At 45.5% G+C, this 26,295-nt stretch carries 19 protein-coding genes; 7 read left to right on the plus strand and 12 right to left on the minus strand.

The genetic code is table 11. The features are described 5' to 3' along the window. Positions 1-103 precede the first annotated feature (103 nt). Positions 104-556, plus strand: a complete 453-nt coding sequence (locus tag KO501_RS02610) for a hypothetical protein (RefSeq protein WP_216028074.1) — start codon at positions 104-106, stop codon at positions 554-556. Between the two features lie 143 nt (positions 557-699). Next, entirely contained in the window at positions 700-2,892 is a 2,193-nt protein-coding gene (locus KO501_RS02615; RefSeq protein WP_252728068.1) for a YgiQ family radical SAM protein, read from the plus strand. Between the two features lie 73 nt (positions 2,893-2,965). Here KO501_RS02615 and KO501_RS02620 read toward each other — a convergent pair whose 3' ends face one another. The 5 genes from KO501_RS02620 to KO501_RS02640 all read right to left on the minus strand — a co-directional run bounded on the left by KO501_RS02620 (position 2,966) and on the right by KO501_RS02640 (position 9,787). Further along, positions 2,966-4,375 carry a PepSY-associated TM helix domain-containing protein gene (locus tag KO501_RS02620; RefSeq protein WP_216028075.1) on the minus strand — a complete coding sequence of 470 codons (1,410 nt, stop codon included), beginning with the start codon at positions 4,373-4,375 and terminating at the stop codon, positions 2,966-2,968. Positions 4,376-4,385: 10 nt separating this feature from the next. Continuing rightward, on the minus strand, positions 4,386-4,931 hold the full coding sequence (locus KO501_RS02625; protein WP_216028076.1) for a hypothetical protein: 546 nt from the start codon (positions 4,929-4,931) through the stop codon (positions 4,386-4,388). 164 nt (positions 4,932-5,095) lie between these two features. After that, complete coding sequence (locus KO501_RS02630; protein ID WP_216028077.1) at positions 5,096-8,140, minus strand: efflux RND transporter permease subunit; 3,045 nt, start codon at positions 8,138-8,140, stop codon at positions 5,096-5,098. After that, positions 8,137-9,234, minus strand: a complete 1,098-nt coding sequence (locus KO501_RS02635; protein WP_216028078.1) for an efflux RND transporter periplasmic adaptor subunit — start codon at positions 9,232-9,234, stop codon at positions 8,137-8,139. Before KO501_RS02635 ends, KO501_RS02630 begins: the two co-directional genes overlap by 4 nt. After that, positions 9,227-9,787 (minus strand): TetR/AcrR family transcriptional regulator, encoded by a 561-nt coding sequence (locus KO501_RS02640; protein WP_216028079.1) that lies wholly within the window; start codon positions 9,785-9,787, stop codon positions 9,227-9,229. The genes KO501_RS02635 and KO501_RS02640 overlap by 8 nt, the downstream gene beginning before the upstream one ends. Before the next feature lie 177 nt (positions 9,788-9,964). Between KO501_RS02640 and KO501_RS02645 the strand changes: the two genes are divergently transcribed. After that, a complete protein-coding gene (locus tag KO501_RS02645) occupies positions 9,965-10,438 on the plus strand; it encodes a hypothetical protein (RefSeq protein ID WP_216028080.1) in 474 nt (157 codons plus the stop codon). A gap of 90 nt (positions 10,439-10,528) precedes the next feature. Here KO501_RS02645 and ahpF read toward each other — a convergent pair whose 3' ends face one another. Both ahpF and ahpC read right to left on the minus strand, forming a co-directional pair. Beyond that, entirely contained in the window at positions 10,529-12,082 is a 1,554-nt protein-coding gene (gene ahpF, locus KO501_RS02650; RefSeq protein WP_216028081.1) for an alkyl hydroperoxide reductase subunit F, read from the minus strand. Between the two features lie 81 nt (positions 12,083-12,163). Further along, positions 12,164-12,727, minus strand: a complete 564-nt coding sequence (ahpC, locus tag KO501_RS02655; protein ID WP_216028082.1) for an alkyl hydroperoxide reductase subunit C — start codon at positions 12,725-12,727, stop codon at positions 12,164-12,166. A 277-nt stretch (positions 12,728-13,004) separates the two neighbouring features. Between ahpC and KO501_RS02660 the strand changes: the two genes are divergently transcribed. Beyond that, positions 13,005-14,363, plus strand: coding sequence for a DUF2252 family protein (locus KO501_RS02660; protein WP_252728069.1), 1,359 nt, complete (start codon positions 13,005-13,007; stop codon positions 14,361-14,363). A 54-nt stretch (positions 14,364-14,417) separates the two neighbouring features. On the opposite strand, the gene KO501_RS02665 is transcribed toward KO501_RS02660, so the two are convergent. Beyond that, on the minus strand, positions 14,418-15,350 hold the full coding sequence (locus tag KO501_RS02665) for a diguanylate cyclase (RefSeq protein ID WP_216028083.1): 933 nt from the start codon (positions 15,348-15,350) through the stop codon (positions 14,418-14,420). A 90-nt stretch (positions 15,351-15,440) separates the two neighbouring features. Here KO501_RS02665 and KO501_RS02670 point away from each other — a divergent pair, with 90 nt between their 5' ends. The 3 genes from KO501_RS02670 to KO501_RS02680 all read left to right on the plus strand — a co-directional run bounded on the left by KO501_RS02670 (position 15,441) and on the right by KO501_RS02680 (position 21,733). Continuing rightward, positions 15,441-19,175: an ATP-binding protein gene (locus KO501_RS02670; RefSeq protein WP_216028084.1), complete on the plus strand. Its 3,735-nt coding sequence runs from the start codon at positions 15,441-15,443 to the stop codon at positions 19,173-19,175. Positions 19,176-19,224: 49 nt separating this feature from the next. After that, a complete protein-coding gene (locus tag KO501_RS02675; protein WP_216028085.1) occupies positions 19,225-20,781 on the plus strand; it encodes a bifunctional GNAT family N-acetyltransferase/carbon-nitrogen hydrolase family protein in 1,557 nt (518 codons plus the stop codon). Between the two features lie 157 nt (positions 20,782-20,938). Continuing rightward, positions 20,939-21,733: a hypothetical protein gene (locus KO501_RS02680; protein ID WP_216028086.1), complete on the plus strand. Its 795-nt coding sequence runs from the start codon at positions 20,939-20,941 to the stop codon at positions 21,731-21,733. Between the two features lie 104 nt (positions 21,734-21,837). On the opposite strand, the gene rpsO is transcribed toward KO501_RS02680, so the two are convergent. From rpsO to infB, 4 genes are all read right to left on the minus strand, one after another. After that, on the minus strand, positions 21,838-22,107 hold the full coding sequence (gene rpsO / locus KO501_RS02685; RefSeq protein WP_216028087.1) for a 30S ribosomal protein S15: 270 nt from the start codon (positions 22,105-22,107) through the stop codon (positions 21,838-21,840). 111 nt (positions 22,108-22,218) lie between these two features. Then, a complete protein-coding gene (gene truB / locus KO501_RS02690) occupies positions 22,219-23,190 on the minus strand; it encodes a tRNA pseudouridine(55) synthase TruB (protein WP_216028088.1) in 972 nt (323 codons plus the stop codon). A 6-nt stretch (positions 23,191-23,196) separates the two neighbouring features. Beyond that, the gene (gene rbfA / locus KO501_RS02695; protein WP_216028198.1) at positions 23,197-23,586 is read right to left on the minus strand and encodes a 30S ribosome-binding factor RbfA; all 390 of its coding nucleotides are present in this window, start codon (positions 23,584-23,586) and stop codon (positions 23,197-23,199) included. A gap of 84 nt (positions 23,587-23,670) precedes the next feature. Beyond that, on the minus strand, positions 23,671-26,286 hold the full coding sequence (infB, locus tag KO501_RS02700; RefSeq protein WP_216028089.1) for a translation initiation factor IF-2: 2,616 nt from the start codon (positions 26,284-26,286) through the stop codon (positions 23,671-23,673). Between the last annotated feature and the right edge of the window lie 9 nt (positions 26,287-26,295).

Here is a 26,295-nt window from a genome sequence, read left to right on the forward strand (position 1 = left end):
CAAGCTGACAGTGCATTTACCATCTTTACACTTTACTGACACGCAGCGGAACATAGGTTGCTCTATATTTATTGCCATTAGGGCGAAAACACGGGAGTTAATTATGGAAATTTCACAATTTAATGGTTTAATGCAAGCCAACACGATGGGAGGGGTTAACAGTGCTCAATCACAGCCACCGCCTCCCCCACCAAAGCAAGCTGATGAATTATCAGATTACATGGCAGACTCTGGCGATGATGAAGATGTAAAGGCCTTTATGGAAAGCATCATGGATATGGAGTCATCTGGCGAATTTGATGCTGAAACACTAGCGGCTACCGCCCCTTCTTCAATGCAATCTTTCGCTGCCGACAACGGCATTAATTTGACTGATTTTTTCCAGCAAAAACATGAGCAACATGTCTCTAGAGGTGGCCCGCAAGGCAATATGCCCCCGCCGCCTGCAGCAAACAGTCAAACACTGGCCTATTCATCAACAGAACAACTCGGTTCTGCGTCAGGCAGTCTGATGGATAAACTCACTTCCAGTGTTGGCATCAGTACGTCTGCTTAATTTTTTGCCTCCCCAACTGGCAATTCCAAGCAGACAACCGGCAAAAGCGTGCCTTTTAAGACACGCTTTTTCTGTATTTAACTATCTTGTCCTTTCCTGAAACTGTTATAATCCCCCCTTTACTTCGTTGTCGGTTGAATTACATGCAAGCTACCATTAAGGCAGATCGTGGCCTTTTCTCATATCCTAAGTACTGGGCGCATTGCTATGGTGCGGCGCCGTTTCTGCCCATGTCTAAAGCAGAAATGGACGAGCTGGGTTGGGACAGCTGCGATGTGATCCTCGTAACCGGTGACGCCTATGTGGATCACCCTAGTTTTGGCATGGCTGTGGTGGGACGGGTTCTTGAAGCCCATGGTTTTCGCGTGGGGATTATTTCCCAACCCGATTGGACCAGCAAAGACGACTTTATGAAGTTGGGGCGCCCGAATCTTTACTTCGGCGTTACTGCCGGCAACATGGATTCTATGATAAACCGCTACACAGCGGATAAAAAAATTCGTCATGACGATGCCTATACACCGGACAACATTGGCGGTAAACGGCCAGATCGTGCCGTTACCGTATACTCCCAGCGCTGCCGCGAAGCTTTTAAAGGCGTGCCGGTGATTGTAGGCGGTATTGAGGCAAGCTTGCGCCGTATTGCCCATTATGACTACTGGTCAGAAAAGGTTCGCCGTTCGGTATTGTTTGACAGTAAAGCCGATATGTTGTTTTTCGGCAACGCTGAACGCCCCTTAGTGGAAGTGACTCATCGTATGGCCGCAGGCGAAGCCATCGATGATATTCGCGATGTGCGTGGTACAGCCATCATTGTGAAAACGCCACTCCCCGAATGGCAAGGCGTGGATTCCACATCGTTAGATCGGCCCGGCAAAATTGATGCTATCCCCTCACCTTATCAGGAGATCCCTGATTGTGACAAAGACGCCGAGAACGCCACTTCACCGACAGCAACCGAAGCGCAACCCATCGTTATTCAGCCTGCAGAACGCAGAAAACCCTGGGAAAAGGTATATGTGAAGCTACCGGCCTATGAAGTGGTGCGGGATAACAAAACCTTGTATGCCCATACGTCCCGTATTCTGCACCAAGAAACCAATCCCGGCTGTGCCCGCGCGCTATTGCAACGCCATGGTGACAGACACATCTGGATCAATCCGCCAGCCATGCCCTTAGAAACCGAAGAAATGGACGCGGTGTTTGATTTGCCATACCAGCGGGTGCCTCACCCTGTCTATGGTGATGCAAAAATTCCGGCCTACGAGATGATTCGGTTTTCCATTAACATTATGCGTGGATGCTACGGTGGGTGTACCTTCTGTTCCATTACCGAGCATGAAGGCCGTATTATTCAAAGCCGCTCGGAAGATTCGATTATTCGTGAAATAGAGCAAATACGTGATACGGTGCCTGGGTTTACTGGGGTCATATCTGATCTTGGTGGTCCTACTGCGAATATGTATCGGCTACGCTGTAAAAGTCCGAAAGCAGAGGCCACCTGTCGTCGACCTTCTTGTGTCTATCCCAGCATTTGTGCCCACATGGACACGGATCATAAACCCACTATCGATTTATATCGTCGCGCCCGTAATCTTCCAGGCATTAAGAAAGTGCTTATTGCCTCTGGCGTACGTTATGACCTAGCGGTTGAAGATCCTGAATACGTAAAAGAATTGGCACTACATCATACTGGCGGTTATTTAAAAATAGCCCCAGAGCACACCGAAGATGGCCCATTAAGCAAAATGATGAAGCCAGGGATGGGCAGCTATTATCAATTTAAAGAACTGTTTGATAAATATTCCCAAGAAGCTGGTAAAAAGCAGTATCTTATCCCTTACTTTATTGCCTCTCATCCGGGTACCACCGATGAAGATATGCTGAGTCTCGCTATCTGGCTTAAAGAAAACCGTTTTAAACTGGATCAAGTACAGAATTTTTATCCTTCTCCCATGGCAACGGCCACAACCATGTATCATACCGAGGTAAACTCTTTGCGTAAGGTAACGAAAGGCAGTGAGCATGTACCTTCTGCCAAAGGAGAAATTCACCGTCGCCTACATAAAGCGATGTTGCGCTACCATGATCCTAAGAATTTCGCCCAGATACGCCAGGCTCTGGTTAAGATGGGACGAGAAGATTTAATTGGCCGAGGCCCACAACACTTAGTGCCACCTGAATCGGCCCAAGAAAAGCGCCAAAAAGCACAAAAAGGACGGCGGGGCGAACGGGCGCTGACCAAACACACAGGATTACCACCTAAAGGCTTTAAAGAGCGTAAAACAAGAACCCCTAAGGCCAACCACAAAAATGTTGGTAAACAACCTAGGTAGTGTTTTACGGCCTAACAAGCATAAAAAAGGGGCAGTATCACTGCCCCTTTTTTTATGCTCTATGGTTACCGCCTTACCGCTGCCGTTTTAATAAGGTGTGACCTCGCCACATCACCCACCCTGCAAATCCTAACAGCAGTAGATTAATTTGCAGTGCAGGTAAGTTAAAGGCATCACTACCGTGATAAAGGGTATAACAAGCCAATAGTGCTATTACAGAAACACCAGATAACTGCTGCCAACGCGGTTTTGTCATTGTCGGCAGCGTCATCGCACAAATACAACACAAGGCAAGCAATAGCCAAAAAACGGCTACCAGCGGTAACGTGGTGAATAAATCCACTATCGCGGTGATGGCAAGTGCAGCGATACTCCCCCACACCGTGGCCGCCCAAAGTCGACTCAACACAGGCGGGTTTGCTTTTTTAGCCAACCAAATTTCCACACCAGAAATACACAACACAGTCAGCATTATTCCCAACACAAAATATAGCAGTTTGCTGGGGATACCGGCAAAGTCACCAAAATGTAACCTATACATGGCGTACACGGCCTGCTTTCCCCAATTGCCATTTTCGTACCCCGCCGTGCCTAAATAATTACCCTTAGTATCAAATCGATAATTTTCTGAGTAGATTAATTTGCCGGGTACTTTGGCGAATATCTCAATAAACTGATCTGACGAATTCACCTCATGAACAGCTAAAAATATAGGCTGGTGATCCGGAGCCAATGTCGCCATCTGGTCAACGGCTTTTTTGATATCAGGTACATCAATGGTTTGTTCTAGCACCGGGTCTGGCGTAAAAATCTGCGCGGTGGCGGCATCACGGTCGCCATCAAAGTACAGTTGCGACACCAAGGTTAGTAACACGCCAGCCATACCAAAGTATGCACCTGTTACGCCTATAATAAGATGAAATGGCGCAGCCCAAAGCCCAATACGATTATGCAAATCAGTCTGTGCTTGCTGGCCGCTACCTTTACGGCGTAATTTAAACGCGTCTTTACTGATCCGTTTGTGGGCGATGATCCCGGTAATCACCAAGCCACAAATCATCGCACCCAATGCCCCCACTAAAATCATTCCCCAACTGGCAGGCAAATTTAAATAAAGGTGTAAATCAACGAGCATGTTGGTGAACTTGACGTTCTCTTCGTCGATTAAATTGCCTTCTTGATCAGCGAAATACGCAGCATGATCGTTTTCCACCACTAAACGCGGGATCCCCGACGTAGGAAACACCACATAGAAATGGTCGGTTTCTTGAGGGTGAGCGGCCATGAATTGGCCCATGGCCCTTTCCACCACGTCAGGCGATACATCCTGCATCTCGGTGATTTCTGGCTGTTCCCATCGCTCAAACTCTTGATAAAACACCGCTAGCGTGCCTGACAGACACACCAGATACAAACCAACACTCAGAAAAACGCCAATCCAAGTATGCCCGTTCAACGCGTTTTGTTTTGTTATTTTATCCACGTATTACTTCCTAAAATGCCGGTAAAAAAAGAAGACAGAGTGCGCATACCGCGATTACAACAAGATTTAATGCCACGGCTTTGGGTTTACTTTTTACTGCGAAGTAATGGTAAAGCAATCCTCCCCAAACCAATGGAATAAGAATGATGCAAGTGGCTAATTGGCCTTGGATGGTAAAGGGCAGTCGTAAGCTAACCGTTAAGCTCAACAGAACGCTAGTGATCATCAATAATACGAGGCTAACACCGTAATGACCTAAATGGCTGAGCACCCGTTGACGACTAAAATCAACAGGCCTTGGTGTCGGCATTTGATTTGGCCCTCGCAGCAATACTTGATTTTGTAGGATGAATGGCCACACCAACACGCCCGGTATGCAAAGGCCGTAAACCACGCCAAACTCCCACCCTTGAGAGACAGACCAAAGACACACAGAGACAAGAAAAGCGCCAACACCTCCCCACAGGAAGCCCAACGACTGTACCTTCCAACTTTGATAGAACAAGCCAAGGCTTAGCAAAGTACCTGCCAGGGCAATACAAACTGTCATTATCATTTACGGCTACTCATTCCAACGTGACCATCTTTTTTAGATCGCCAACCGATTTTTGAGCGCCTTATACTACTAAGCTTCAACGAAGATGTAAAAGCTATTCATTTTCATTTGTAACTACAAAGGGAAATTTTGGTGCCTGAGGAACATCAGGCACCAAAAAACAACTAGGGGTTAGTTGCTTTGCTTTTAAAAAACAAAGAATACAGTACCGGTACAGCCACCAATGTGAGCAATGTTGCAAAGGTTAAGCCCGACATGATGGTCACCGCCATACTGGCGAAAAACGCATCCCATAACAATGGGATCATCCCCAGCACCGTGGTTAATACCGCCAACACAACAGGTCGAACACGGCTTAAACTAGCGCCTACAATGACCTCTCGAAGGGGCCCACCCGCATTACGCCGCAAATCAGCTTCATCCACCAGCACAATGGCATTTTTTATCAACATTCCCGATAGACTCAATAACCCTAAAAGGGCCGTAAAACTAAAGGGAAACCCGGTAAACACCAAGCCCGCGGTCACACCACAAATGGCCATAGGAACAATAAACCAAATCAGTAGCGCCTGACGAAGGGCGTTAAATAATAGAATAGTGATAAGGATCATACTCAAGAAGCTTAGTGGTAGTTGCTTACCAAGTGCTGCCTGAGCATCCCGTGAACTTTCAAATTCTCCGCCCCACTCCAACGAATACCCCTCTGGCATTGGCAGGTTGGCCAGGCTTTCAACAACCGTAGCGCGGGCTTCTGCTGCGGTATAACCTTGTGCAGGCTCCGCTTGGACAGTCAACGTACGTACACGATTACGACGTTTGATCATACCTTCATGCGCTTGCACATCGAAATCTGTTACAACCTGAGTTACTGGCACAAAATCTTGCAGGGTTTCACTCCAAATCAGGCGATCGCGTAACCATTCCATGTTTTGCCGCTCAGAAACCGGTGGCCGTATTACCACTGGAATTTGGCGGTCTTTATCTCGGTAGATCCCTGCCGTTAGCCCTTCGGTGGCAAATTTCAATGCGTCGGTGATATCCGTTCTGGATAAGCCTACAATCTTCGCCTTTTGTTCATCCACAACAGGGTAAATGGTAAATTCACGCTGACGCCAATCTTGACGCACATCTTTGATGGCCGGTTCGCCGTTCATGATATTCTCAGCTTCCGCCGCGAGCTTTCTTAGTACATCAGGCTCTTTACCTTTAAACCGTGCTTCAATTTGTGCCCCTGTGGCCGGACCAAAAAACAATCGTTTAAAGAAAATTTCCGCTTGTGGATAACGCTGACGAATTTCTCCGCTTAATCTTGTCATAACAGCAGGAATTTGCTCTCTATCCTGTGTGCGCACAATTAATTGGCCGTAAGACGGGTTTGGCAAATCCGGCGCATAAGTCAACATAAACCGACTGGCGCCCATACCGATGAAACTGGACACCGTGGTGACTTCATCTTGTTCCAAGACGCGCTTTTCAATATCGGCGATATCAGCTTCAGTGGCACGAATATCGCTGCCTTGCGGTAAGGTAAAATCAATATAGAAAATTGGCGTGTTAGACGGTGGGAAGAAAGACTGCTTCACCAAGCCAAATCCCATCACACTGACCACCGTGGTTACCACAAGTAATAACACGGTTACTTTAGGGTAGTTTAAAGCGGTAACCAGCAAGCCTTTATATGCCCGATATCCCTTGCCAGCATAGTGATCATCATCAGCACTACCATTACGTTTATCAAACAAGTAATGACCAAGTAACGGAGTAACCGTAACGGCTAATACCCAGCTAAGTAGCAGCGAAATGCATATCACAGCGAACAGTGAAAACATAAAATCACCGGTGCTGTCTTGAGACAAGCCGATACCTGCGAAGGCTAATATTCCAATTACCGTTGCCGCAAGAAGAGGATATTGCGTTTGCTGCGCCGCTTCTTCCGCGGCAACAGTAGAATCTTTACCTTTGTGCATGCCAAGCAACATCGACTCGGCGATAACAATGGCGTTATCAACTAACATTCCCATGGCAATGATTAGTGCACCTAAGGAGATACGCTCCATTTGGATCTCGAAGATCCACATCATCAATACCGTGCCCAGTACCGTTAATAACAGTGTCATCCCCACAACGACACCAACGCGCCACCCCATAACAAGCAATAACACAGCCACCACAATGGCTACCGATGCCGCCAGGTTGACAAGAAAGTCACTAATCGCCGTATCCACCACTTTGTGCTGTTCATAGATAGGCAGAATGTCTACCCCGAGTGGTAATTTTTTCCGTAGTTCATCTAGATGGGCTTCCACATCGTGACCAATATCCACAATATTCAAGTCGCTGCGACCCGCTATGGCAAGACTAAAAGCCTCTTTACCGTTGTGATGCACAACCTGTGTAGGGCTTTCTGATTCCACACGATACACGCGGGCAATGTCGCCCACATGCAATTGTTCCGTTGTACCGGGCACACCAAACTTCAGATTACGGATGGTCTGCTCTGAATCATCCCCTGCCGGCACCACTAGACGTATACGGCGCTCGTCTAATCGCATACTCCCAGCATCGGCAATGGTGCTTTCAGTTTGGAAAACACTGGCGATGGAAGACATGGAAATGCCAAGGCTCGCCAATTGCTCTTGGGTTACTTCAACATAAATGGTTTCTTCGGGCACACCGGCTAGTTGTGCCTGAGTCACACCTGGCACGGTAAGCACTTCACGACGCAATCGTGTAGCAAGCTCTTGTTTTTGTCGATTGGAAAAACCTTCAGCCACAACCGCGTAAAACATGCCGTAAACATCACCGAAATCATCATTGACCACCGGCGTACTCGCCCCCGAAGGCAGTGTTAAAGCCGCCGCACTGACTTTACGTCTTAGTTCATCCCAGGCTTGTTGCAAATTATCGCTATTAAAATCATCACGAATTTCTACGGTAATTTGTGACTTTCCCGGCAAGGAGCGGGAGTTAATATCCCCTAATTGTGCCAATTGTTGAATAGTTGACTCTAAGGGCTCCGTGATCTCTTGCTCGACTTCTTCAGCAGTGGCACCTGGATAACTGGTGGTGACAATGGCCGACTTGATGGCGAATGCAGGATCTTCCAATTTACCGATTTGGACCACCCCCATCAGACCGCCAACGAGGAAGATAACCATCAGCAACCAAACGGTTAACGGGTTATGAATGGAATACGTGGCAATTCTCATAATACCGGAGACTCCTTGGTGAACTCCCGTACATCCATGCCGTTTTGTAGAGCGCCTATGCCAGCGGCAACCACCTTAGTGTCTGGGGTCAAACCTTCAATCACTTGCGCTTTCCCGTCACGAATTAAACCCACATCTACCGGTTGATAATACACTTTGCCATTGTCGATACGCCAAATTGCAAAATCCGCTTCACCCGTAGAATCAATAGCAGTAATAGGAACCCAAAGCCCTGCAGGCCCTACCGGATTGGCAATGACAATACGGGCGGTTAACACCATACCCGGCAGTAATTCCAGCCCATCTTCTCGAGGAAGTTTGAATGTTACTTGGTAGGTTTGGGTATTCTCATTAATCTCGGTTTTGTTTTCCAAATAACTCAACATAACCGGTTCGCCATCACTGTTTAGTATGAGTTCGCCTCTTTCGTTTTCTAAAAACACCTGATAAGCGGGGTTTTTGTCTACGGCATAACGCATCAACTGTTCAGGTACGTTTACATGGATCCGCAAAAAATTGATATTTTGCACACGCAGCACCGCTTGGTTTGGCTGAACATAAGAGAATTTTTCTACTACACGATTGGTGATCAAGGCATCAAAGGGGGCACGAAGTTCAGTGTAATCAATATTCAAACGCGCATTTTCTACCGCTAATTCAGCATTTTCAAAACTGGTTTGCAGAGAATCATAATCACTTTTACTGATGTAATTATCATTTTGTAATTGTTTGCCCCGCTCAAAGTCAGACGCTGCCTTTCGATAAGACGCTTGCGCTTGCTTTAGCGCCAATGCATAGTCTTGGGGATCCAACGAGGCAAGTAGCTCTCCTTCTGGTATCACCACGCCCTGTCTTTCCACCAAAAAGTTAATTCGACCGGCCACCTGAAAAGCCATATCAACGGTGCTAAGGGCATCGACTCGTGCCACAAAGTGGCGGACAATAGTTTGATCATCCCCATTTACCGTATAAACCTGGACTAACGGCGGAGCGGAGGTTTGTTGCACCTGAGCTTCTCCACTACAGCTTGCTAAACCTATCAGTGACGTCAATAACATGACGAACATACCCATTTTTCTTGCCGTGTTATTCACTGCGGTCTCCTTCCAATGCAATGGCCATATTAATTAATTTTTCTCGAAGTCTATTACGTTCACTTTCATCAAAAGGGCTTATTCCCAATAATTCCTGAAAACTCAACCCATCAGCAGCAAGCCACAGTAAAATACTTTCTTCGCTGGCCGACTCGCTCATTACCGCTTTTTTCTTTTCTTGCATCATAGCCGACATGGGCGCTAACAACGCAGGGTTTTCAATGGCGGCAACTAATAAAATCTTAGCTTCATGCAAACCAATCTTCTCATGCGTGACTTTTCTGGTGCGCATTATGTTGGTGATTGTTAGCCTGTCGTCGTGTTTCTTCGCTAACAACTCACTATCGTCGCTAACCATTTTAAGCATTTTATTTGTCATACCTTGTAATAAGGCATCTTTATTTGGAAAGTGATGCATCACACCACCTTTGCTCATCCCGCATTTTTGCGCCACGTTATTTAAGGTTAATTGCTTTGGACCTTGCTCTACCGCAATTGCCGTTGCCGCGGCCAAAATACGTAATCGCGACGATGCTGCTTTTGAATCTGTCATATTTACCCCAAACAAACCAACTGGTCGGTTTTTATATGATCCTTCCCCCTATGTCAATAAAAATGCCAACCGACAACCAAAGAAAAGCCTTTTCAGTGGCCTTTCCTCCATTAATGGCAAACGCCCATTTCATGGTATGCTTTGGTGATTAGGTTATTTTGACTATGTGCATTAAAGATGACAGCGCAAACCCACCGCCATCTGGTGAATCTGGAAATTCTAATTAGTGATATCGAAATGCTGGCGCCCGGCGATCTTGCCACGGCCCCCCATATTCGATTGCTAGACAGTATTCGTCGTGAATTAACGGCGCTTGAAGCATCTGCCATAAACGAAACCCAGCAGGGCTTTCAACAATTAGTGGGAACCACAACCCTTAAACAGGGTTTAAAAGACAAGCGAATGTTGACCATCTATAACCGTTTACTCGGTTATATTCTTCAACACTGGCGCGCCTCTACTAAAATTGATGAGATTATAGACTCTCAGTTTGATAACCACGCCGACGAACGACTCGAGTTGCTACGAACAAAAAGTATTCGAGCAAAAAGTCAGTGCAAGACCATCATGCTGGCTATGGGAAATTGTGATGCGAACTATTTTCTAACGTTATTTGGCTTACAACAAGAAGCGTGGTTAGTACAGGTTTGATGCTGACAAACCAATTGTTCAAATAAAAAAGTCCGCCAAGGTTACCCTTGCCGGACTTTGTTTTGGTTATTGCGGTTAGAACGCAGAGGCTTAATGAGTCAGTAAGTATTCAAAGGCTGACAATGAAGCTTTAGCACCTTCGCCCATAGAGATAACAATTTGTTTGTAAGGAACGGTGGTGACGTCCCCTGCTGCAAATATCCCTTCTTCTGAAGTCACACACTTGTTATCTACAATAATTTCGCCGTGACCTGTCATCTCAACCACGCCTTGCAAGAACTGGCTGTTTGGAACCAAGCCAATCTGCACAAATACGCCGGCCAGGGGTAATACTGTGTCTTCACCCGTTTCACGGTTTTTGTAATCAATCCCCGTTACTTTACCATTTTCAGCAACGATCTGATTGGTAGCTACGTTTCGCAATATTGTGATGTTGTCTCGCTTTTCTGCCTGTTCGACCAGCACTTTATCGGCTTTCAAGTCGGGCATAAATTCAAACACAGTAACCGATTTAACGATACCGGCTAAATCGAGTGCCGCTTCAATACCTGAATTTCCGCCACCGATAACAGCAACATCTTTACCTTTAAAGAAAGGACCGTCACAGTGTGGACAATAAGCCACGCCATTACCGATATTTTCTTTCTCACCCGGTACGCCCAATTCTCTCCAGCGTGCCCCAGTGGCTACGATAATAGTTCGGGTGTGAATTTCTTCACCTGACGATAACGCAACAATTTTTGTGTCACCGCGTTCAATATTTTCAACTTTTACGTGTTCTTTTAACGTAATGTCATAATCGTTCATGTGGGATAACAAGTTACCCACTAATTCAGGACCTGTGGTTTTCGGTACTGAAATAAGGTTTTCGATGCCCATGGTATCTTTAACCTGACCACCGAAGCGATCGGCAACTATGGTCACTTTTAACCCTTTACGTGCGCTGTAGATTGCCGCACTGACACCTGCTGGACCACCGCCAATAACGGTTACGTCTTGCATTGGCATAGCTTGGCCTTTGTTGGCCTCTTTCAGGCTAGCGTCACGTTCGATAAGTTTGTCAATTAAAACAGACGCATCCACTTTACCATTGGCAAACAATTCGCCATTTAGGTATACGCTTGGCACACCTTGGATATCTCGTTCTTCAATTAACTGTGGATAGACACCACCGTCTATCATCTCAGATGTAATATTCGGGTTGAGCAAGGCAAATTGATTCAATGCTTGCACCACATCTGGACAGTTGTGACAGCTAAGACTGATAAACACTTCGAAATTAAGTGGTTCATCAACAGCCTTAACGATATTTTGAATATTGTCGTCGACTTTTAATTCTGTGCCTGACGCGTGAAGTAAGGCCAGTACGAGAGAGTTAAACTCATGCCCGCCTGGGATGCCGGAAAAACGAATACCAGTATCTTCACCGTCAGCTTCCAGTAGAAAGCTAGTCGCACTTCTTAGTACGCCATTTGTATCCCGTTCTTCCAACGTAATCTTGTCGCTTACACTCGCAATGCCAGACAGAAATTCAACCAATTCGCCTTTTTTACTGTGCTCGCCAGTTTGAAGAACAAAAGTGACATCTTTCTGCATTGACGCAGTGTAGCCTTTCAATGCTTGTAAAATTTCTTGAGTTAACACGGTAATTCTGCCTTTTGCTTTGTGTTTAATGGGTGCAGGCTTTACGCCTGCACCTGCTTACGATTGTTGGTAAGAAATCCCTTAGATTTTACCTACAAGGTCTAATGAAGGAGCAAGTGTTGCTTCGCCTTCTTTCCATTTTGCTGGGCAAACTTCACCTGGGTGAGAAGCAACATACTGTGCCGCTTTCACTTTACGAACTACGTCGTCTGCTTCACGGCCGATGCCTTCTGCAGTGATTTCCATTGCTTGTACGATGCCGTCTGGGTCAACAATGAACGTACCACGGTCAGCAAGACCCATGTCTTCACGCATACAATCGAAGTTGCGAGTGATTTCACCTGTTGGGTCGCCAATCATGGCAAATTTAATTTTACCAATGGTGTCTGAAGACTGATGCCATGCAGCGTGTGTAAAGTGCGTGTCTGTAGATACAGAGAAAACTTCTACACCGCGTGATTGCAGTTCTTCGTACTTGTCAGCAATATCGCCAAGTTCAGTAGGACATACGAAAGTAAAGTCAGCAGGATAGAATACAAATACAGCCCATTTACCTTTGATATCTTCGCTGCTTACTTCAACGAGTTCACCGTCTTTAAACGCATTAGCTTTAAAAGGTTTGATAGCAGTGTTGATCAATGCCATTGTTATTCTCCATTAAGTTAGTTTATTTTGTGTCTTTCGCGCCGATAAACTCAGGTGCTATTGGACACGTTAGTTACGATTTAAAAAGAAACTTAGTTTGCCAAAGTGGCGTAACCTTGTTTCCCTTAACTGGTAATTAGAATAGTGTGAATCAGGAAAAAAAGATAATTGGTAATGTTGAATGATATAATCAATTTTTCTGATTGAACTCACAAATATTGAGCGTAAAAACGAAATAGAATTCTGCCAAACTTAAAAATGAATAGCAAGTGATACTATGATGACAGAAACACCCGTACCACAGACAGACCGCGAAGCCTTCATCCACACGCTAACAGAGCAAATGGACGGCCGGGGCCCCGATGCCATGTTAAGTAAGCATGCCAAAATGGCATCGGCTCCTTTTCTTTTTTTTAGAGGAAGTGCTCATCTTTTCTATGCCGATCTGGCGGCTAAGCATGTTTCTTTGCCCGAGGCATTACATACTTTGCCACTCACCTGCGTCGTGGGCGATTGCCATACCGCTAACTTTGGCTTTATGACCGAAGAAGGCTCTCATGGTGATGAAGTTATTTTTGCCCCCAATGACTATGATGATGCCTGTGTCGGCCATGCGGGATGGGATATATTACGCTTTATGGTGTCAGTCATGTTGGCCAAGGATCATTGCCAAGGCATTAAAAGTGGTAAATATCACAGCGAAAAAAATACAACCAATAAACCCACCATTGATGAAGATCATGCGTTCTTGGCGCTAGATGCGTTTATTGATGGCTATTTAATGGTAATTCAGCGGGTACATGATGATCCTGCCACATTAGATGATGCGGTCGATGACATCGTACCCGGTACTCGTTTACATAAATATTATCGCAAAGCCTGCGAAAGAGCGGCAGGCGGGCCCGACTTCCTAACCAAAAGCGCCTTGGCAAAGGCTGTACAAATGGGCGAAGAGGGCTTAGGGTTTCGACGCAATTCAGAAAAGTTCTCTCCTCTTGCCTCCCACTACTATCAAGAGGTATATAAAGCCTTTTCTCCCTATATGGATGAAGACGTCATTGATATTGTGGAAAGAAATCAGGCCGGCACCGGCTCCAACAACCTTAAACGCTTTTATTTTTTAGTTGGGCCATCTAAACCACACAACGAGGAAAGCTTTGCACGCTCGCACATCGTTGAAGTTAAACAGCAACGAGAAGCGGCGCCATTGGCCTTCTTCCCTAACCTAACGCCGGTCAACCGCCTTAATCCCGCACACTTAACTGCACGTTGTCAGCGCAAAATGCAGCGCCGGCCAGACCTTTTGCTCGATGAAGTAGAGTGGCAAGACCATCACTGGCTTGTTCGTTCTCGTCACCATGCCCGCGTTTGCATCTCGCCAGAAGATATTGGCATTGGAAATCGTAGTGTAGAAGGTGGGTTTGTGGATTTTGCCCAATTATGTGGTGAATCGCTGGCCTTAGCCCATGCCCGCGGAGACAGGCGCTCTGTTAGTTTCGAACACCGTGTGCTCAAGACCCTTGCTGACTGTCGAGATGAACTCATTGATACCGCCACTGCCTATGCCAATCAGGTTATCCAAGATCATGAAAGTTGGTTGACCATGCTGAAGGGCGACAGTAAAAAGGGTAACTAGAAGATAAAGTGAGCTATCGGCAGTACCGTTAAGGTACTGCCTTTGGCAAAGGGTTTACGGCGCTGCGGGTAACACCGAAACAAATTCCACTCGGTTCCTTCCTTTGGATTTGGCTAGATATAACGCATTGTCAGCTTTATCTACAATTTCCCTCACCGTCACATCAATATTTGAATGAAGGCTCATATCTACCACGGTGGCACCAATGCTAACTGAGAGAAAACCATTTTGTGATGACTCGTGGCTAATTTTCTGTTCTTGAAACGCCGATAAAATCGCCTCAGCCATACTTAGCGCCCCTTCTTTATCGGTTTCGGTAAGAACGATTCCGAACTCTTCTCCCCCTAAACGACAAACAAGATCCGTTGCTCGTCGTGCGGATTGTTTCAAAATACGAGATACCAAGCCTAAACAATCGTCACCTTTGCCGTGGCCGTAATGGTCGTTGTACGCTTTAAAGTCGTCAATATCGATCATGAGAAAAGCCAACGAGTTTCTCGCCCGATGACAACGACCTAACTCAATGCTCATAACGTCGTCGAACTTTCTACGATTAGCTAAACCGGTAAGCGAATCCGTTGCGGCTAAAGACTCAAGTTGCAATGTTTGTTGATATAAGCGGGTGTGAGTGCGCACACGAGCGCGAAGCAGAGGTACTTCAATGGGTTTGGTGATGTAATCTACTGCCCCTAATTCAAAGCCTTTAGTTTGCTCATCTACTTCCGTAAGGGCGGTGACAAATATTACCGGTATATTCAATGTATGCGCATTAGATTTTAATTGTTTACATAACGTAAACCCATTAATTCTTGGCATCAATACATCCAGCAAAATCAGATAAGGTTGGGCCACCAATGCTTGCTTCAAGCCATCTTCAGCACTCGTAGCAATAATAACATCGTAATCTGGCGATAGCGCTTCGGCAATAAGCCTTATAGTCGTAATGTCATCATCAATGATTAACACACGATACTTCGATAGAGACATATTTGAAATCCTATTTCAATTACCGTTCATTATTAGCAGTTATGCACTACGCTTTCTATTATGAAGTTATCACCCTCTTAATAGGACAGTATGTCAGTTACACTCACCCATTCGGTTTGCACTGATTACCTCTCTACAAACATATGCGCGCTATTTGCGCCGGATAAACCATTACAGACCATGGTGTCAGATGCTGTGTTCACCTTCAGCTATATCGGCATTGCATGTGCGCTTTTGTACTTCATTGGTTATAAAAACGATCGAAAAAGCGCCAAAATCCTGCCCATACTTTGTGTGTTTCTATTTTTACTTGGGTTGAGTCACGGGTTAACATTATTCGCTACAACATCTACCCTAGCGAACATTCAACATTGGGCAGAATTGGCAAGTGCCATTACTTTCTGCTTACTTCTTTATAGAATGTATAGTGCGGATCTACTCTCTGCGCAATCCACAACCTCGTTATTTGGTAAAAAAAACACCACGGAAGAGATAAAAAGCCCTTCCCCGTCGATCCACACTGATCAAGAACGGTTAAAAGAAACCATATTGCGAGATAGCACAGACAGTGCGGATGTGGGGATCTTGGTTTTGAACCAAGATGGCAAAATTAAAATCGCCAATAATAAAGCCTGTGATATTTTGGGCTATGAAAAGTCAAACATCGAAAACAAGCCGATTACCGGTATCATAGATCAAGATTTTCTCACCGGTCATCAGCAGCACCTCCCCTGCACAGAGGATGAACCCCAAGTCATCAATTTACCGAAAACGATTTATGGCGTGCATCAATCAGGCTCATTCATCCCCCTCGAAATAAGCCTTAAAAAAGCCCGCTTCGATACAGACATTTTGTTTTTATCACTCAGAGATATTGCAGACAAACTGGAAACAGAAAAAGCATTAGCCAACAGTCAATCCATCACCGATAACATTCTTCACAATTTGCCCATGGGGATCCATATTTATGACGTCACGCATGATGTGCTAACCCTCACCACAGACAATCAGATGGCACATACCCTGTTGGGTAGCGATACCGGCTTCTTTTTATCCGATCCCCGCCTATTAGCCATGATGAAAGAACAAGCCATATGCGGTGAAGGCACCTTACGTACAACGGTGCGTCGCCTCAATTCCGATAGCCATCAAAACTTGCGGCTGTATTTGTTTAAAGTGACAACCAATCAATTGGTCGTCATGTTCGAAGACATCACCTTACAAAAAAAATACGAAGACCAACTTATAAAACAAGAAAGTATGACCCGACGGGCAATCAATGCGTCCATCGCAGGTGTTTATATTTTTGATACCCAAGAACGGGGAAATCTGTTTATCAACGACAGGTATACCGCCATAACCGGTTATAGTTACGACGACCTCATAGCCCTTAAAGGTGGTATATCGAGCATCATTCATCCCGATGATCGCCGCCGGTTACGCATTCATCTGCGACAAATCTTACGGGACCAGGGGGAAGCCGAACCATTTAGTATTCAATACAGAGTACAGCATGCTCGGGGACATTGGTTATGGGTAATGGGACAAGATGTTATCTTCGAACGTGATTCAAACGGTATCGTATCTAAGATTATTGGCTCGTTTTTAGATATCACGCCTTTAAAAAGTATGCAGGAAAACCTGTTAGCCTTGAAAGACAAAGCCGAAGAAGCCAATCGTTTGAAAACGGAATTTCTAGCCAATATGAGTCACGAAATTCGTACCCCCATGAATGCAATTATCGCCCTTACCGATATGGTCCTTGATATGGATATGGCCGATAATCAACGAGAATACTTAAAAAAAATCCAAACATCCTCCCGCTCGTTACTGCAGTTGCTTAACGATATTCTCGATTATTCAAAACTAGAAGCGGGTAAATTTGATATTAATCACGAGCCATTTGACCTTTACCGCGTGCTATCTAACGTATTACATCTTTTTCAAACAACCGCAGTGCAAAAGGGGCTGTCTATTAGCGCCTCTGTTGATGCGAGCGTGCCTCGCTTTGTGCTCGGTGATGCGCCGCGTATCGGACAGATTCTTAACAATTTGCTGGGCAATGCCATCAAATTCACGGAAAAAGGCTATATAGACTGTAGTGTATCAGCAAAGGTCAATCCCGTTTCTGGTGCGCATATTGTTTCGTTCGTGATTGAAGATACCGGTATTGGCATTGAAGAACAGAAACTCACCGCGCTGTTTAAATCCTTCTCTCAGGCAGACAGCTCTATTAGCCGTCGCTTCGGTGGAACCGGGTTAGGACTATCTATTTGTCGACGTTTAGCCGGCCTGCTAAATGGCGAGCTTTTAGTCTCAAGCACGGTGAACAAAGGCAGTACATTTACCTTAAAGGTTCCGTTGACCAAAAACACAAAAGCCGACAGCCTTCTGTCGAGAACAAAAACCAATACCGATGTGGTTATCGTCAGCGATAACCAAGGAATTGAAGCCGACCTAGACCAGGCACTAGGGATAAAAAACAAACGGCTCTACCTGCCTTCAGACCTCTCCCTTTCTGCCACCTTAAAAACCATAAAGTGTGATGTTTTGGTCATCGACCTTACCGGGCTTAGTAAAGCCATTCGTCCCAACGTGATCCAAAAACTACCCACGTTTTCAGCCTACAACATTACCACCGGCATTATTATCTTGCATACCGAGGATGATATTGCAGGGCACTGTAGCCACAACCAGTTATTAGTGCCCGTTACCTGGCTTTGTGCACCTTTTTTAATTCCGGATATTGAAGACGCCTACCAGTATTTACAGAAAAAAGCCGGTGATACATTAGGAGAAAGCGCGGCCGTAGATGGCAGCATCCACTTTCATAACACCTCAGTGTTGGTGGTGGAAGACAACACCACCAACCAGTTTGTGGCCAAAGCCTTACTTAGCGCCGTGGGTATTCGTGTGATCGTCGCCAATAACGGAGAGGAAGGCGTACGTGAATTTAAGCGCTCACCTACGGATTTAGTGCTTATGGATCTGCAAATGCCGGTGATGGATGGGTTCACAGCAGCATCAAAAATACGCAGTTCTACGGCAGGTAAAAATGTGCCTATTTTCGCCATGTCCGCAGCGGTAATGGCGGCAGATAAAGAGCGTGTGGTGATGGCCGGTATGGATGGTCATATTTCCAAGCCCATTGTTCGAGACACCTTGTATCAAACCCTGGCCGAAGCGCTCCCCCATCGATATCAAAACAATATACAAGTGAATAATTCACCATCGCCGCAAAATGACGATCCCCTCACGATGTCGGCCATTATTGACAATATGCCCCATGACTTCGCCATAGAAGCCGCCCTTCAGCGTCTTGGCAATAGTGCCGCTATATACCTTGGACTACTGGAAAACTTCTATCGCCACTTACAAGAACTCAAAGACAAGCTAGCCGAAGACTATGACAACGAAACTTTGCGACGTCACCTACACACCTTAAAAGGCCTTTCACGGTCGGTAGGGGCAACACGACTTGCCGAGCAATCAGAAGCCATTGAAGCGCTCGTAACACAAGGCAAGACGGTGTCGATACAGTCACTTAATGAGATCATAAACGATACCATTGATAAAGTCGGTGAAGCCTTGAAGCAAATCTTACCAAAGGTAAAACAGAAAACGATAACCCCCACTCAATCCATCGACCACCTCATCAATCAATTGCGATGTAGAGCCTATTTAAAGGTAGATGAAATTCACCCTTACGCATCCATGCTGTCACAACGATTTGGTGATGAAAATAGCGCAAATATCATCGATGCAATATCAAAACTGGATTACCAACGTGCACTTAAGTTAATGTGTATTGACACACACAGCTAGTCTGTCACTGTGTATATCACGGTACAATTCAGTAAGAGAGTAGTATTTTATGAGCCACGACATTCCCGTAAATGAAGAAACCGAACATCACTTGGAATTGCGTAATCTTAAGTTAGAGGATTACGATGATGTAAAAGACCTTATGGATATCGTTTATGCGCATGTGGGAGGCGCCTGGCCTTATAAGAACTACAAAGCCCAGGTCACCACCTTCCCAGAAGGGCAAATCTGTATTGAAGACAAAGGCAAGGTGGTAGCATTTGCCATATCCGTTATCGTTGATTACGACCAGTTCGATGACAAACATACCTATGATGAAATTACTGGTGATGCTTATTTAACCACCCATGATCCTAACGGTGATGTGCTTTACGGCGTAGAAGTCATCGTGTGCCCAGACTACCGAGGCTTACGATTAGGTCGGCGACTTTATGAAGCCCGCAAAGAGTTGTGTCGCAATCTAAATCTACAGTCGATCATGGCCGGAGGCCGGATCCCTAATTACGGGCGGCACAGCGCCACAATGACGCCTTACGAATACATTGAAGCGGTAAAATCAAAGGATATCTATGATCCTATCTTAACCTTTCAATTATCCAACGGCTTTGAAGTCAAGCAAGTACTGCAAGCCTATTTACCTGAAGACAAAGCCTCTAGAGGCTATGCCACCTTACTGCAATGGCATAATATTTATTATGAACCAGGAAAGCCGAGGTTGTTTGGTGGGCGTAAATCCAGTGCCAGAATTGGTTGTATTCAATGGCAAATGCGGTACTTCGAAAATGTCGAAGAGTTGCTACAGCAAGTAGAGTATTTTGTTGATGCCTTGTCTGATTACAAATGTGATGTGGCGCTGTTCCCTGAATTTTTTAACGCACCGCTTATGGGGCTAAGCCCATCAGAAGAATCCATTGATGCCATTTGGCATTTAGCCACCTATTCCGACGAAATTCTCACCGCCATGTCTCATCTCGCGGTAAGTTATAATATTACGATCATCGCCGGTTCCATGCCCGTCGTTGAAGACGATGAGCTGTACAATGTAAGCTATCTTTGTCGGCGGGATGGCACCGTAGAAAGCCAATATAAAATCCACCCTACCCCCCATGAGAAAAAAGACTGGATTATGAAAGGGGGTAACGCTTTAAGCGTGTTCGATACGGATTTTGGAAAAATTGGTATTCTGATATGCTATGACGTTGAATTTCCCGAACTCGCGCGAATTCAGTCCGAACAAGAAATGCAAATTCTGTTTGTTCCTTTTTGGACAGACACAAAAAATGGTTATTTGCGGGTACGTCGCTGTGCTCAAGCCAGAGCCATTGAGAATGAGTGCTATGTGGTTATCGCCGGCAGCGTGGGAAATTTACCCAAAGTCGATAATGTTGACATTCAATACGGGCAAACAGCGGTATTTTCACCGTCAGACTTTTCATTTCCCCATGATGCAATTGTGTCAGAAACCACGCCGAACACGGAAATGACCTTAATTGTCGATCTCGATTTAGACAAACTGACCAAACTACAAAATGAAGGGTCTGTTCGTAATTATCTCGATCGACGTAGAGATTTGTATCGGGTACAGTGGTTAGGCGATGATAAATAGCCCTCGTAGCGTGATAACAAGGGATCACGCCTAAAAAATATAGCGAAGGTTTACACCTTGTTATTTTTTATAAGGAATGGTATTGATTATGGATTCACGCTACCATTCTACGGCAATCACCTGATATTTTTGTAGTTCTGTTATCAAAAGAGAAAGTATGTCTAACGATTCAAGAAACGATGATTTTCCAACCATTCGATTGGATGAAGAAGATCGTCGTGATTATCAGCAAAAAAAACACCCTCATGCTAGTAATGCTAAAACCACGCATGCCCCTTCACCATCAGACAAGAAAACGTCGCCGACGCCTCCGTCAACAGGGATTAGCGGAATTTGGCTTGTGTTCATCGCCTTGATTGCATTAGCTGCTTGCGGCGGTTGTTACTATCTGTATACGCTACTGCAACAGCAAAAAACAGAAGCCAGTCAAGCGGAAGCCCGTATTTTACAGTTAGAAAAGCGATTGTCTGCCACCGGTGAGGAAATTGGTGAATCTACCGTTGCATTGCAGGTTAAAGTGAGTGAACTGACCGATAAAAGCAATGAACTGTGGGAACAGATGGACAAGCTGTGGGCATCGGCCTGGCGTCGTAATCAAAAAGAAATCACTGAGTTAGGTGAAAAGCTGACCAAAACAGACTCAACCCTCACCTCGTCCATTACCGGTGTGAAAGAAAATATCCAAACCCAACAAAATCAATTGGCATCGTTAAATGACCAGATTAGTGGGTTAGCGGATGAGATGTTAGCGTTAAATGTTCAACTAGAGCAGGCTGTCAGTGACAAGAATAGTCAAACCCAACAAGTGAAAAACCTCACCGACAAATTATCTGTATTAGAAAACAGAAATAATAGCCTTGCTAGTCGAATTAATCAGTTAGAAAGCGAGATACGTGAAATTGCCACCAAGGTGGTAAGCCAACCTGCACCTCAGGCTACTGTCACCCAGTAGTAGCCCCGTTAACGGGGATAACACCACGGGGCTTAAGTTTAACGGCCCCATGTGCAGATACAAAAAAAGCGCCTTAAGGCGCTTTTTTTGTTTGCAGCCGTGTCTTAGCGACGTAGGCCCAAACGCTTGATAAGATCAAGATAACGCTCTGCATTTTTACCTTTTAAGTAATCAAGCAGTTTACGACGCTGGCTAACCATGCGTAACAGACCACGACGAGAGTGGTGATCTTTCTTATGATCAGAGAAGTGACCTTGCAATTTGTTGATGTTGTGTGTCAACAATGCAACTTGTACTTCAGGTGAACCAGTATCACCTTCTTTTACGCCGTATTCAGCAACGATTTTCGCTGTTTCTTCTTTACTTAGTGACATAATAATCTCCTGGTTAAATTAAATTTCGCCGATCACTAATTCAGCGAAATTATGAGAGCGCGTATTATAACGAGGCCGAGACGATACGCAAGAAAAATCCTTAGCTAGCGCTTAATACATTACCCGGCGCTTGGGTGAAACAAACACATCGTTTTTTCCGGCCCGCGGCTGGTCTTTTGGCGCGACGACCCCTTCACCAACACCAATGAAAAGTTGTGCCCCATCTTGCTCAGCATAAACACGGTACATTTGGCCTTGCTTAAACGATTCATCTGGACTGGGTGCCACACTTTGTCCATGTTCAAATCGATGCAGACCCAAGTCGTCGATGACTACCGCTGTCAACGACAATACTGCCGTGTCCATGGGTAACAATAAATCGTCTAAAGGGGTAAATTGGTCTTCCTCTAAAGACGCTTCTAAGGCAATAACGTCTTCAAGACTGACCATTTTTTCAGTGGGGTAACTGGCTACTTCAGTGCGATGTAAACGGGTTACATAAGCACCGCATCCTAACTGTTGGCCAATATCGTCGACTAACGAACGAATGTAGGTTCCTTTACTGCAACGAACCCGCATTTGTACATCGGGCAGCGCAACATGTAAAACATCGAGGGAATAAATGGTGATATCCCGCGCTTCTCGTTCCACGGTAATACCTTGGCGAGCATAGTGATACAGCGGTTTTCCCTGATACTTTAAGGCCGAAAACATGGATGGTATTTGCTTACTTTTACCTTCGAACTGCTTGCACACCTCCACCACAGCATGCTCATCCACCGTTACCGGTTTTTCTTCCACCACGTCGCCATCAGCATCGGAAGTAGAGGTTCTGACCCCCAAATGCATGGTCACTTCGTAGGTTTTATCCGCTTCCAATAAAAACTGAGAAAACTTGGTAGCCTCACCTAAACAAATAGGCAGCATACCACTGGCTAAAGGATCTAAGGCGCCTGTATGACCGGCTTTCGCCGCTTTATATAAACCACGCACTTGTTGCAAAATATGGTTAGATGAGCCTCCAGTCGGCTTATCAAGCAATAAGATACCGTTAATAGCCCGGCCCTTGCGACGTCTTCCCATGTAGTCCTACTCTTCGTCTTTCTGTTTTTTTTCTTCGTCTTTAGCGATGGTTTCCGCCACAAGGTTGGAAATACGCATACCTTCAAGTATGGATTCATCTCTAAAGAAATGAAGATCGGGCACACTACGCATACGCAAACGCTTGGCTAACAAAGAGCGAATAAAACCTTTGCTTTCCACTAGTTGCTTGGTATGTGCTTTGGCTTCGGCTTCTTCAGCACCATAAATGGTAACGAAGATTTTCGCATGAGCCAGATCCCGAGATACATCCACATCGGAAATAGTAATGAGCGGCATGTCGCCAACTCGATGTTTATATTCATTTTGCAGAATGCTGGCAACTTCTTTATGAACCTGTTGCGCCACTCTGTCTGTACGAGAAAATTCCCGTGCCATCATACACTCCTTATTCCTGTACATTCGTATACAGGGACAAAAACGGGGGCTGTTGCCCCCGCTTTACATTACATGCTTTGAGCACTAAATCTGGCGAGCAACCTCAATAATTTCGAATACTTCGATTTGGTCACCCACTTTAACGTCGTTATAGTTTTTAACGCCGATACCACATTCCATTCCGTTACGAACTTCATTGACATCGTCTTTAAAGCGACGCAAGGATTCTAGTTCACCTTCATAGATAACCACGTTTTCACGAAGTACCCGAATCGGGTTACTACGTTTAACATTACCTTCAGTTACCATACAGCCGGCGATAGCACCCAATTTAGGCGATTTAAATACATCACGTACTTCAGCAAGACCAATGATTTCCTGACGGAATTCAGGGGCTAGCATACCGCTCATGGCCGCTTTTACCTCGTCAATCAAATTATAGATGACGCTGTAATAACGAAGGTCAATTTCTTCGTTTTCAATTACGCGACGTGCAGTTGCATCGGCACGAACGTTAAAACCAAGAATAATCGCGCCAGATGCTGCCGCTAAGGTCGCATCGGTTTCTGTAATACCACCAACGCCACTACCCACAATGTTCACTTTCACTTCGGTGTTAGATAGCTTGATCAGCGATTCAGAAATGGCTTCCACAGAACCTTGTACGTCAGCTTTAAGCACAATGTTCAATTCGCTAACATCACCGGATTCCATATTGGCAAACATGTTTTCCAGTTTCGCTTTTTGCTGGCGAGCCAGTTTTAGTTCCCGCTTCTTCTGATGACGCTTCGCAGCAACTTCACGGGCTTTACGCTCGTCCTGTACCACTACGGCATCTTCACCAGCCACTGGCACACCGGATAAACCAAGTACTTCTACTGGTGTCGATGGACCTGCTACTTTCACTTCTTGACCGTTTTCATCGCGCATAGCACGAACACGTCCGTACTCTTCACCACAAAGTAAAATGTCGCCGCTGCGCACTTCACCTTCTTGGATCAAGACAGAAGCAATCGGACCACGTCCTTTATCCAAGCGAGATTCAATAACAATGCCTCGTCCTGGACCAATAGCAACCGCTTTAAAGTCTAGGACTTCGGCTTGTAGATTGATCGCTTCAAGCAAATCATCTACGCCCATACCGGTTTTCGCTGACACATTACAGAACTGGTGTTCACCGCCCCACTCTTCAGAAATAACTTCCAGTTGAGACAGTTCTGTTTTCACCCGATCCGGATCAGCCGCTTCTTTATCCATTTTGTTTACCGCAACAATCAAAGGTACACCTGCTGCGCGGGCGTGTTGAATCGCTTCTTTTGTTTGCGGCATTACACCATCATCGGCTGCCACCACTAACACAACGATATCCGTTGCTGTGGCACCCCGTGCACGCATAGCAGTAAAGGCCGCGTGTCCTGGTGTATCTAAGAACGTGATATCGCCATTATCAGTATGCACTTTATAGGCACCGATATGCTGGGTGATCCCGCCGGCTTCGCCATCGGCAACTTTGGCACGACGAATATAATCAAGCAGCGAGGTTTTACCATGGTCAACGTGACCCATAATGGTTACCACAGGTGCTCGGGTAACTTTATCGCCACCACGGCTTTCAGCCATCAATTCATCTTCAAGGGCGTTATCGTTCACAAGTTCATACTTGTGACCCATTTCTTCAATGATGAGTACCGCAGTATCTTGATCAAGTACTTGGTTAATTGTCGCCATTTCACCCATTTTCATCATGGTTTTAATGACTTCAGTTGACTTAATAGCCAGACGGTTTGCTAATTCGCCTACCGTAATTGTGGCGCCTAATTTCACCACTCGCTCGACAGGTTGTGCCGGCTTATTAAAACCTTGCTTCAAATGTTCTCCCGCATTTCTCTTAGATTTCTTACGACGTCTAGAAGAACGCTCTACTTGCATGTCTTCTTCGTCTTCGGCTTCCTGAGCATAGCGGTTTGAATGCATATGAACGTCAGCAGCTTCTTCCCGCTTACGACGTTCTTCTTCTTCTTTCCAGCGACGTTCATTCTCTTCAGCTAACTTACGCGCTTCTTCTGCTGCACGTTTCGCTTCTTCTTCGAGTTTTCTTTGGGTTTCTTCTTCCTGTTGCTTGCGCAAACGCTCTTCTTCCTGACGGGCTTTTTCTTGCTCAGCTTTTTCTTCTGCCGATAATTCTGGCTCTTCAGCTTGCTTCACAGACTCTTCCTTACGTGCTTTTTCAGCAGCTTCTTTCTGTGCCCGCGCTTGCTCAGCTTTTTTCTTCGCTTCTGCTTCTACTCGCGCTTTTTCTTCAGCCGCCTTGCGTTCGGCTTCTTTGGCTGCTTCTTCCGCGGCTTTTTGCTCAGCTTCAAGTTTGGCGCGTTCTTCTTCCAAACGTGCTTCCTCTTCTGCTTGCTGCTCGTCAACGTCGGTGCGTTTTACATAAGTGCGCTTCTTACGCACTTCTACTTTAACTGACTTAGACTTACCCACGCTTAACGTACTGGTTGTCTTACGCTTCAGTGTCATACGAGTAGGTTCACTGGACGTGCCGTGTTGTTTACTAAGGTGGTCAAGCAACTGGCGCTTTTCATCCTCAGTTACAGAATCATTTACTGCCTTTGTAATACCGGCATCTTTAAACTGAGTTACCAGTCGGTCAACGGTCGTTCCAATATCACTGGCGAGCTTTTCAATCGATACTTCTGCCATTTTTGTCTT

Origin of the sequence: Alteromonas sp. C1M14, assembly GCF_018860965.1 — a bacterium.
GTDB lineage: Bacteria > Pseudomonadota > Gammaproteobacteria > Enterobacterales > Alteromonadaceae > Alteromonas.

What these genes read in the sequence shown, in the direction of transcription:
- KO501_RS02610 (WP_216028074.1), top strand. Translation starts at nt 104, where the DNA reads ATGGAAATTTCACAATTTAATGGTTTAATGCAAGCCAACACGATGGGA.
- KO501_RS02615 (WP_252728068.1), top strand. Translation starts at nt 700, where the DNA reads ATGCAAGCTACCATTAAGGCAGATCGTGGCCTTTTCTCATATCCTAAG.
- KO501_RS02625 (WP_216028076.1), bottom strand. Translation starts at nt 4,931, where the DNA reads ATGATAATGACAGTTTGTATTGCCCTGGCAGGTACTTTGCTAAGCCTT.
- KO501_RS02630 (WP_216028077.1), bottom strand. Translation starts at nt 8,140, where the DNA reads ATGAGAATTGCCACGTATTCCATTCATAACCCGTTAACCGTTTGGTTG.
- KO501_RS02640 (WP_216028079.1), bottom strand. Translation starts at nt 9,787, where the DNA reads ATGACAGATTCAAAAGCAGCATCGTCGCGATTACGTATTTTGGCCGCG.
- KO501_RS02645 (WP_216028080.1), top strand. Translation starts at nt 9,965, where the DNA reads ATGACAGCGCAAACCCACCGCCATCTGGTGAATCTGGAAATTCTAATT.
- ahpC (WP_216028082.1), bottom strand. Translation starts at nt 12,727, where the DNA reads ATGGCATTGATCAACACTGCTATCAAACCTTTTAAAGCTAATGCGTTT.
- KO501_RS02660 (WP_252728069.1), top strand. Translation starts at nt 13,005, where the DNA reads ATGATGACAGAAACACCCGTACCACAGACAGACCGCGAAGCCTTCATC.
- KO501_RS02665 (WP_216028083.1), bottom strand. Translation starts at nt 15,350, where the DNA reads ATGTCTCTATCGAAGTATCGTGTGTTAATCATTGATGATGACATTACG.
- KO501_RS02670 (WP_216028084.1), top strand. Translation starts at nt 15,441, where the DNA reads ATGTCAGTTACACTCACCCATTCGGTTTGCACTGATTACCTCTCTACA.
- KO501_RS02675 (WP_216028085.1), top strand. Translation starts at nt 19,225, where the DNA reads ATGAGCCACGACATTCCCGTAAATGAAGAAACCGAACATCACTTGGAA.
- KO501_RS02680 (WP_216028086.1), top strand. Translation starts at nt 20,939, where the DNA reads ATGTCTAACGATTCAAGAAACGATGATTTTCCAACCATTCGATTGGAT.
- rpsO (WP_216028087.1), bottom strand. Translation starts at nt 22,107, where the DNA reads ATGTCACTAAGTAAAGAAGAAACAGCGAAAATCGTTGCTGAATACGGC.
- truB (WP_216028088.1), bottom strand. Translation starts at nt 23,190, where the DNA reads ATGGGAAGACGTCGCAAGGGCCGGGCTATTAACGGTATCTTATTGCTT.
- rbfA (WP_216028198.1), bottom strand. Translation starts at nt 23,586, where the DNA reads ATGGCACGGGAATTTTCTCGTACAGACAGAGTGGCGCAACAGGTTCAT.
- infB (WP_216028089.1), bottom strand. Translation starts at nt 26,286, where the DNA reads ATGGCAGAAGTATCGATTGAAAAGCTCGCCAGTGATATTGGAACGACC.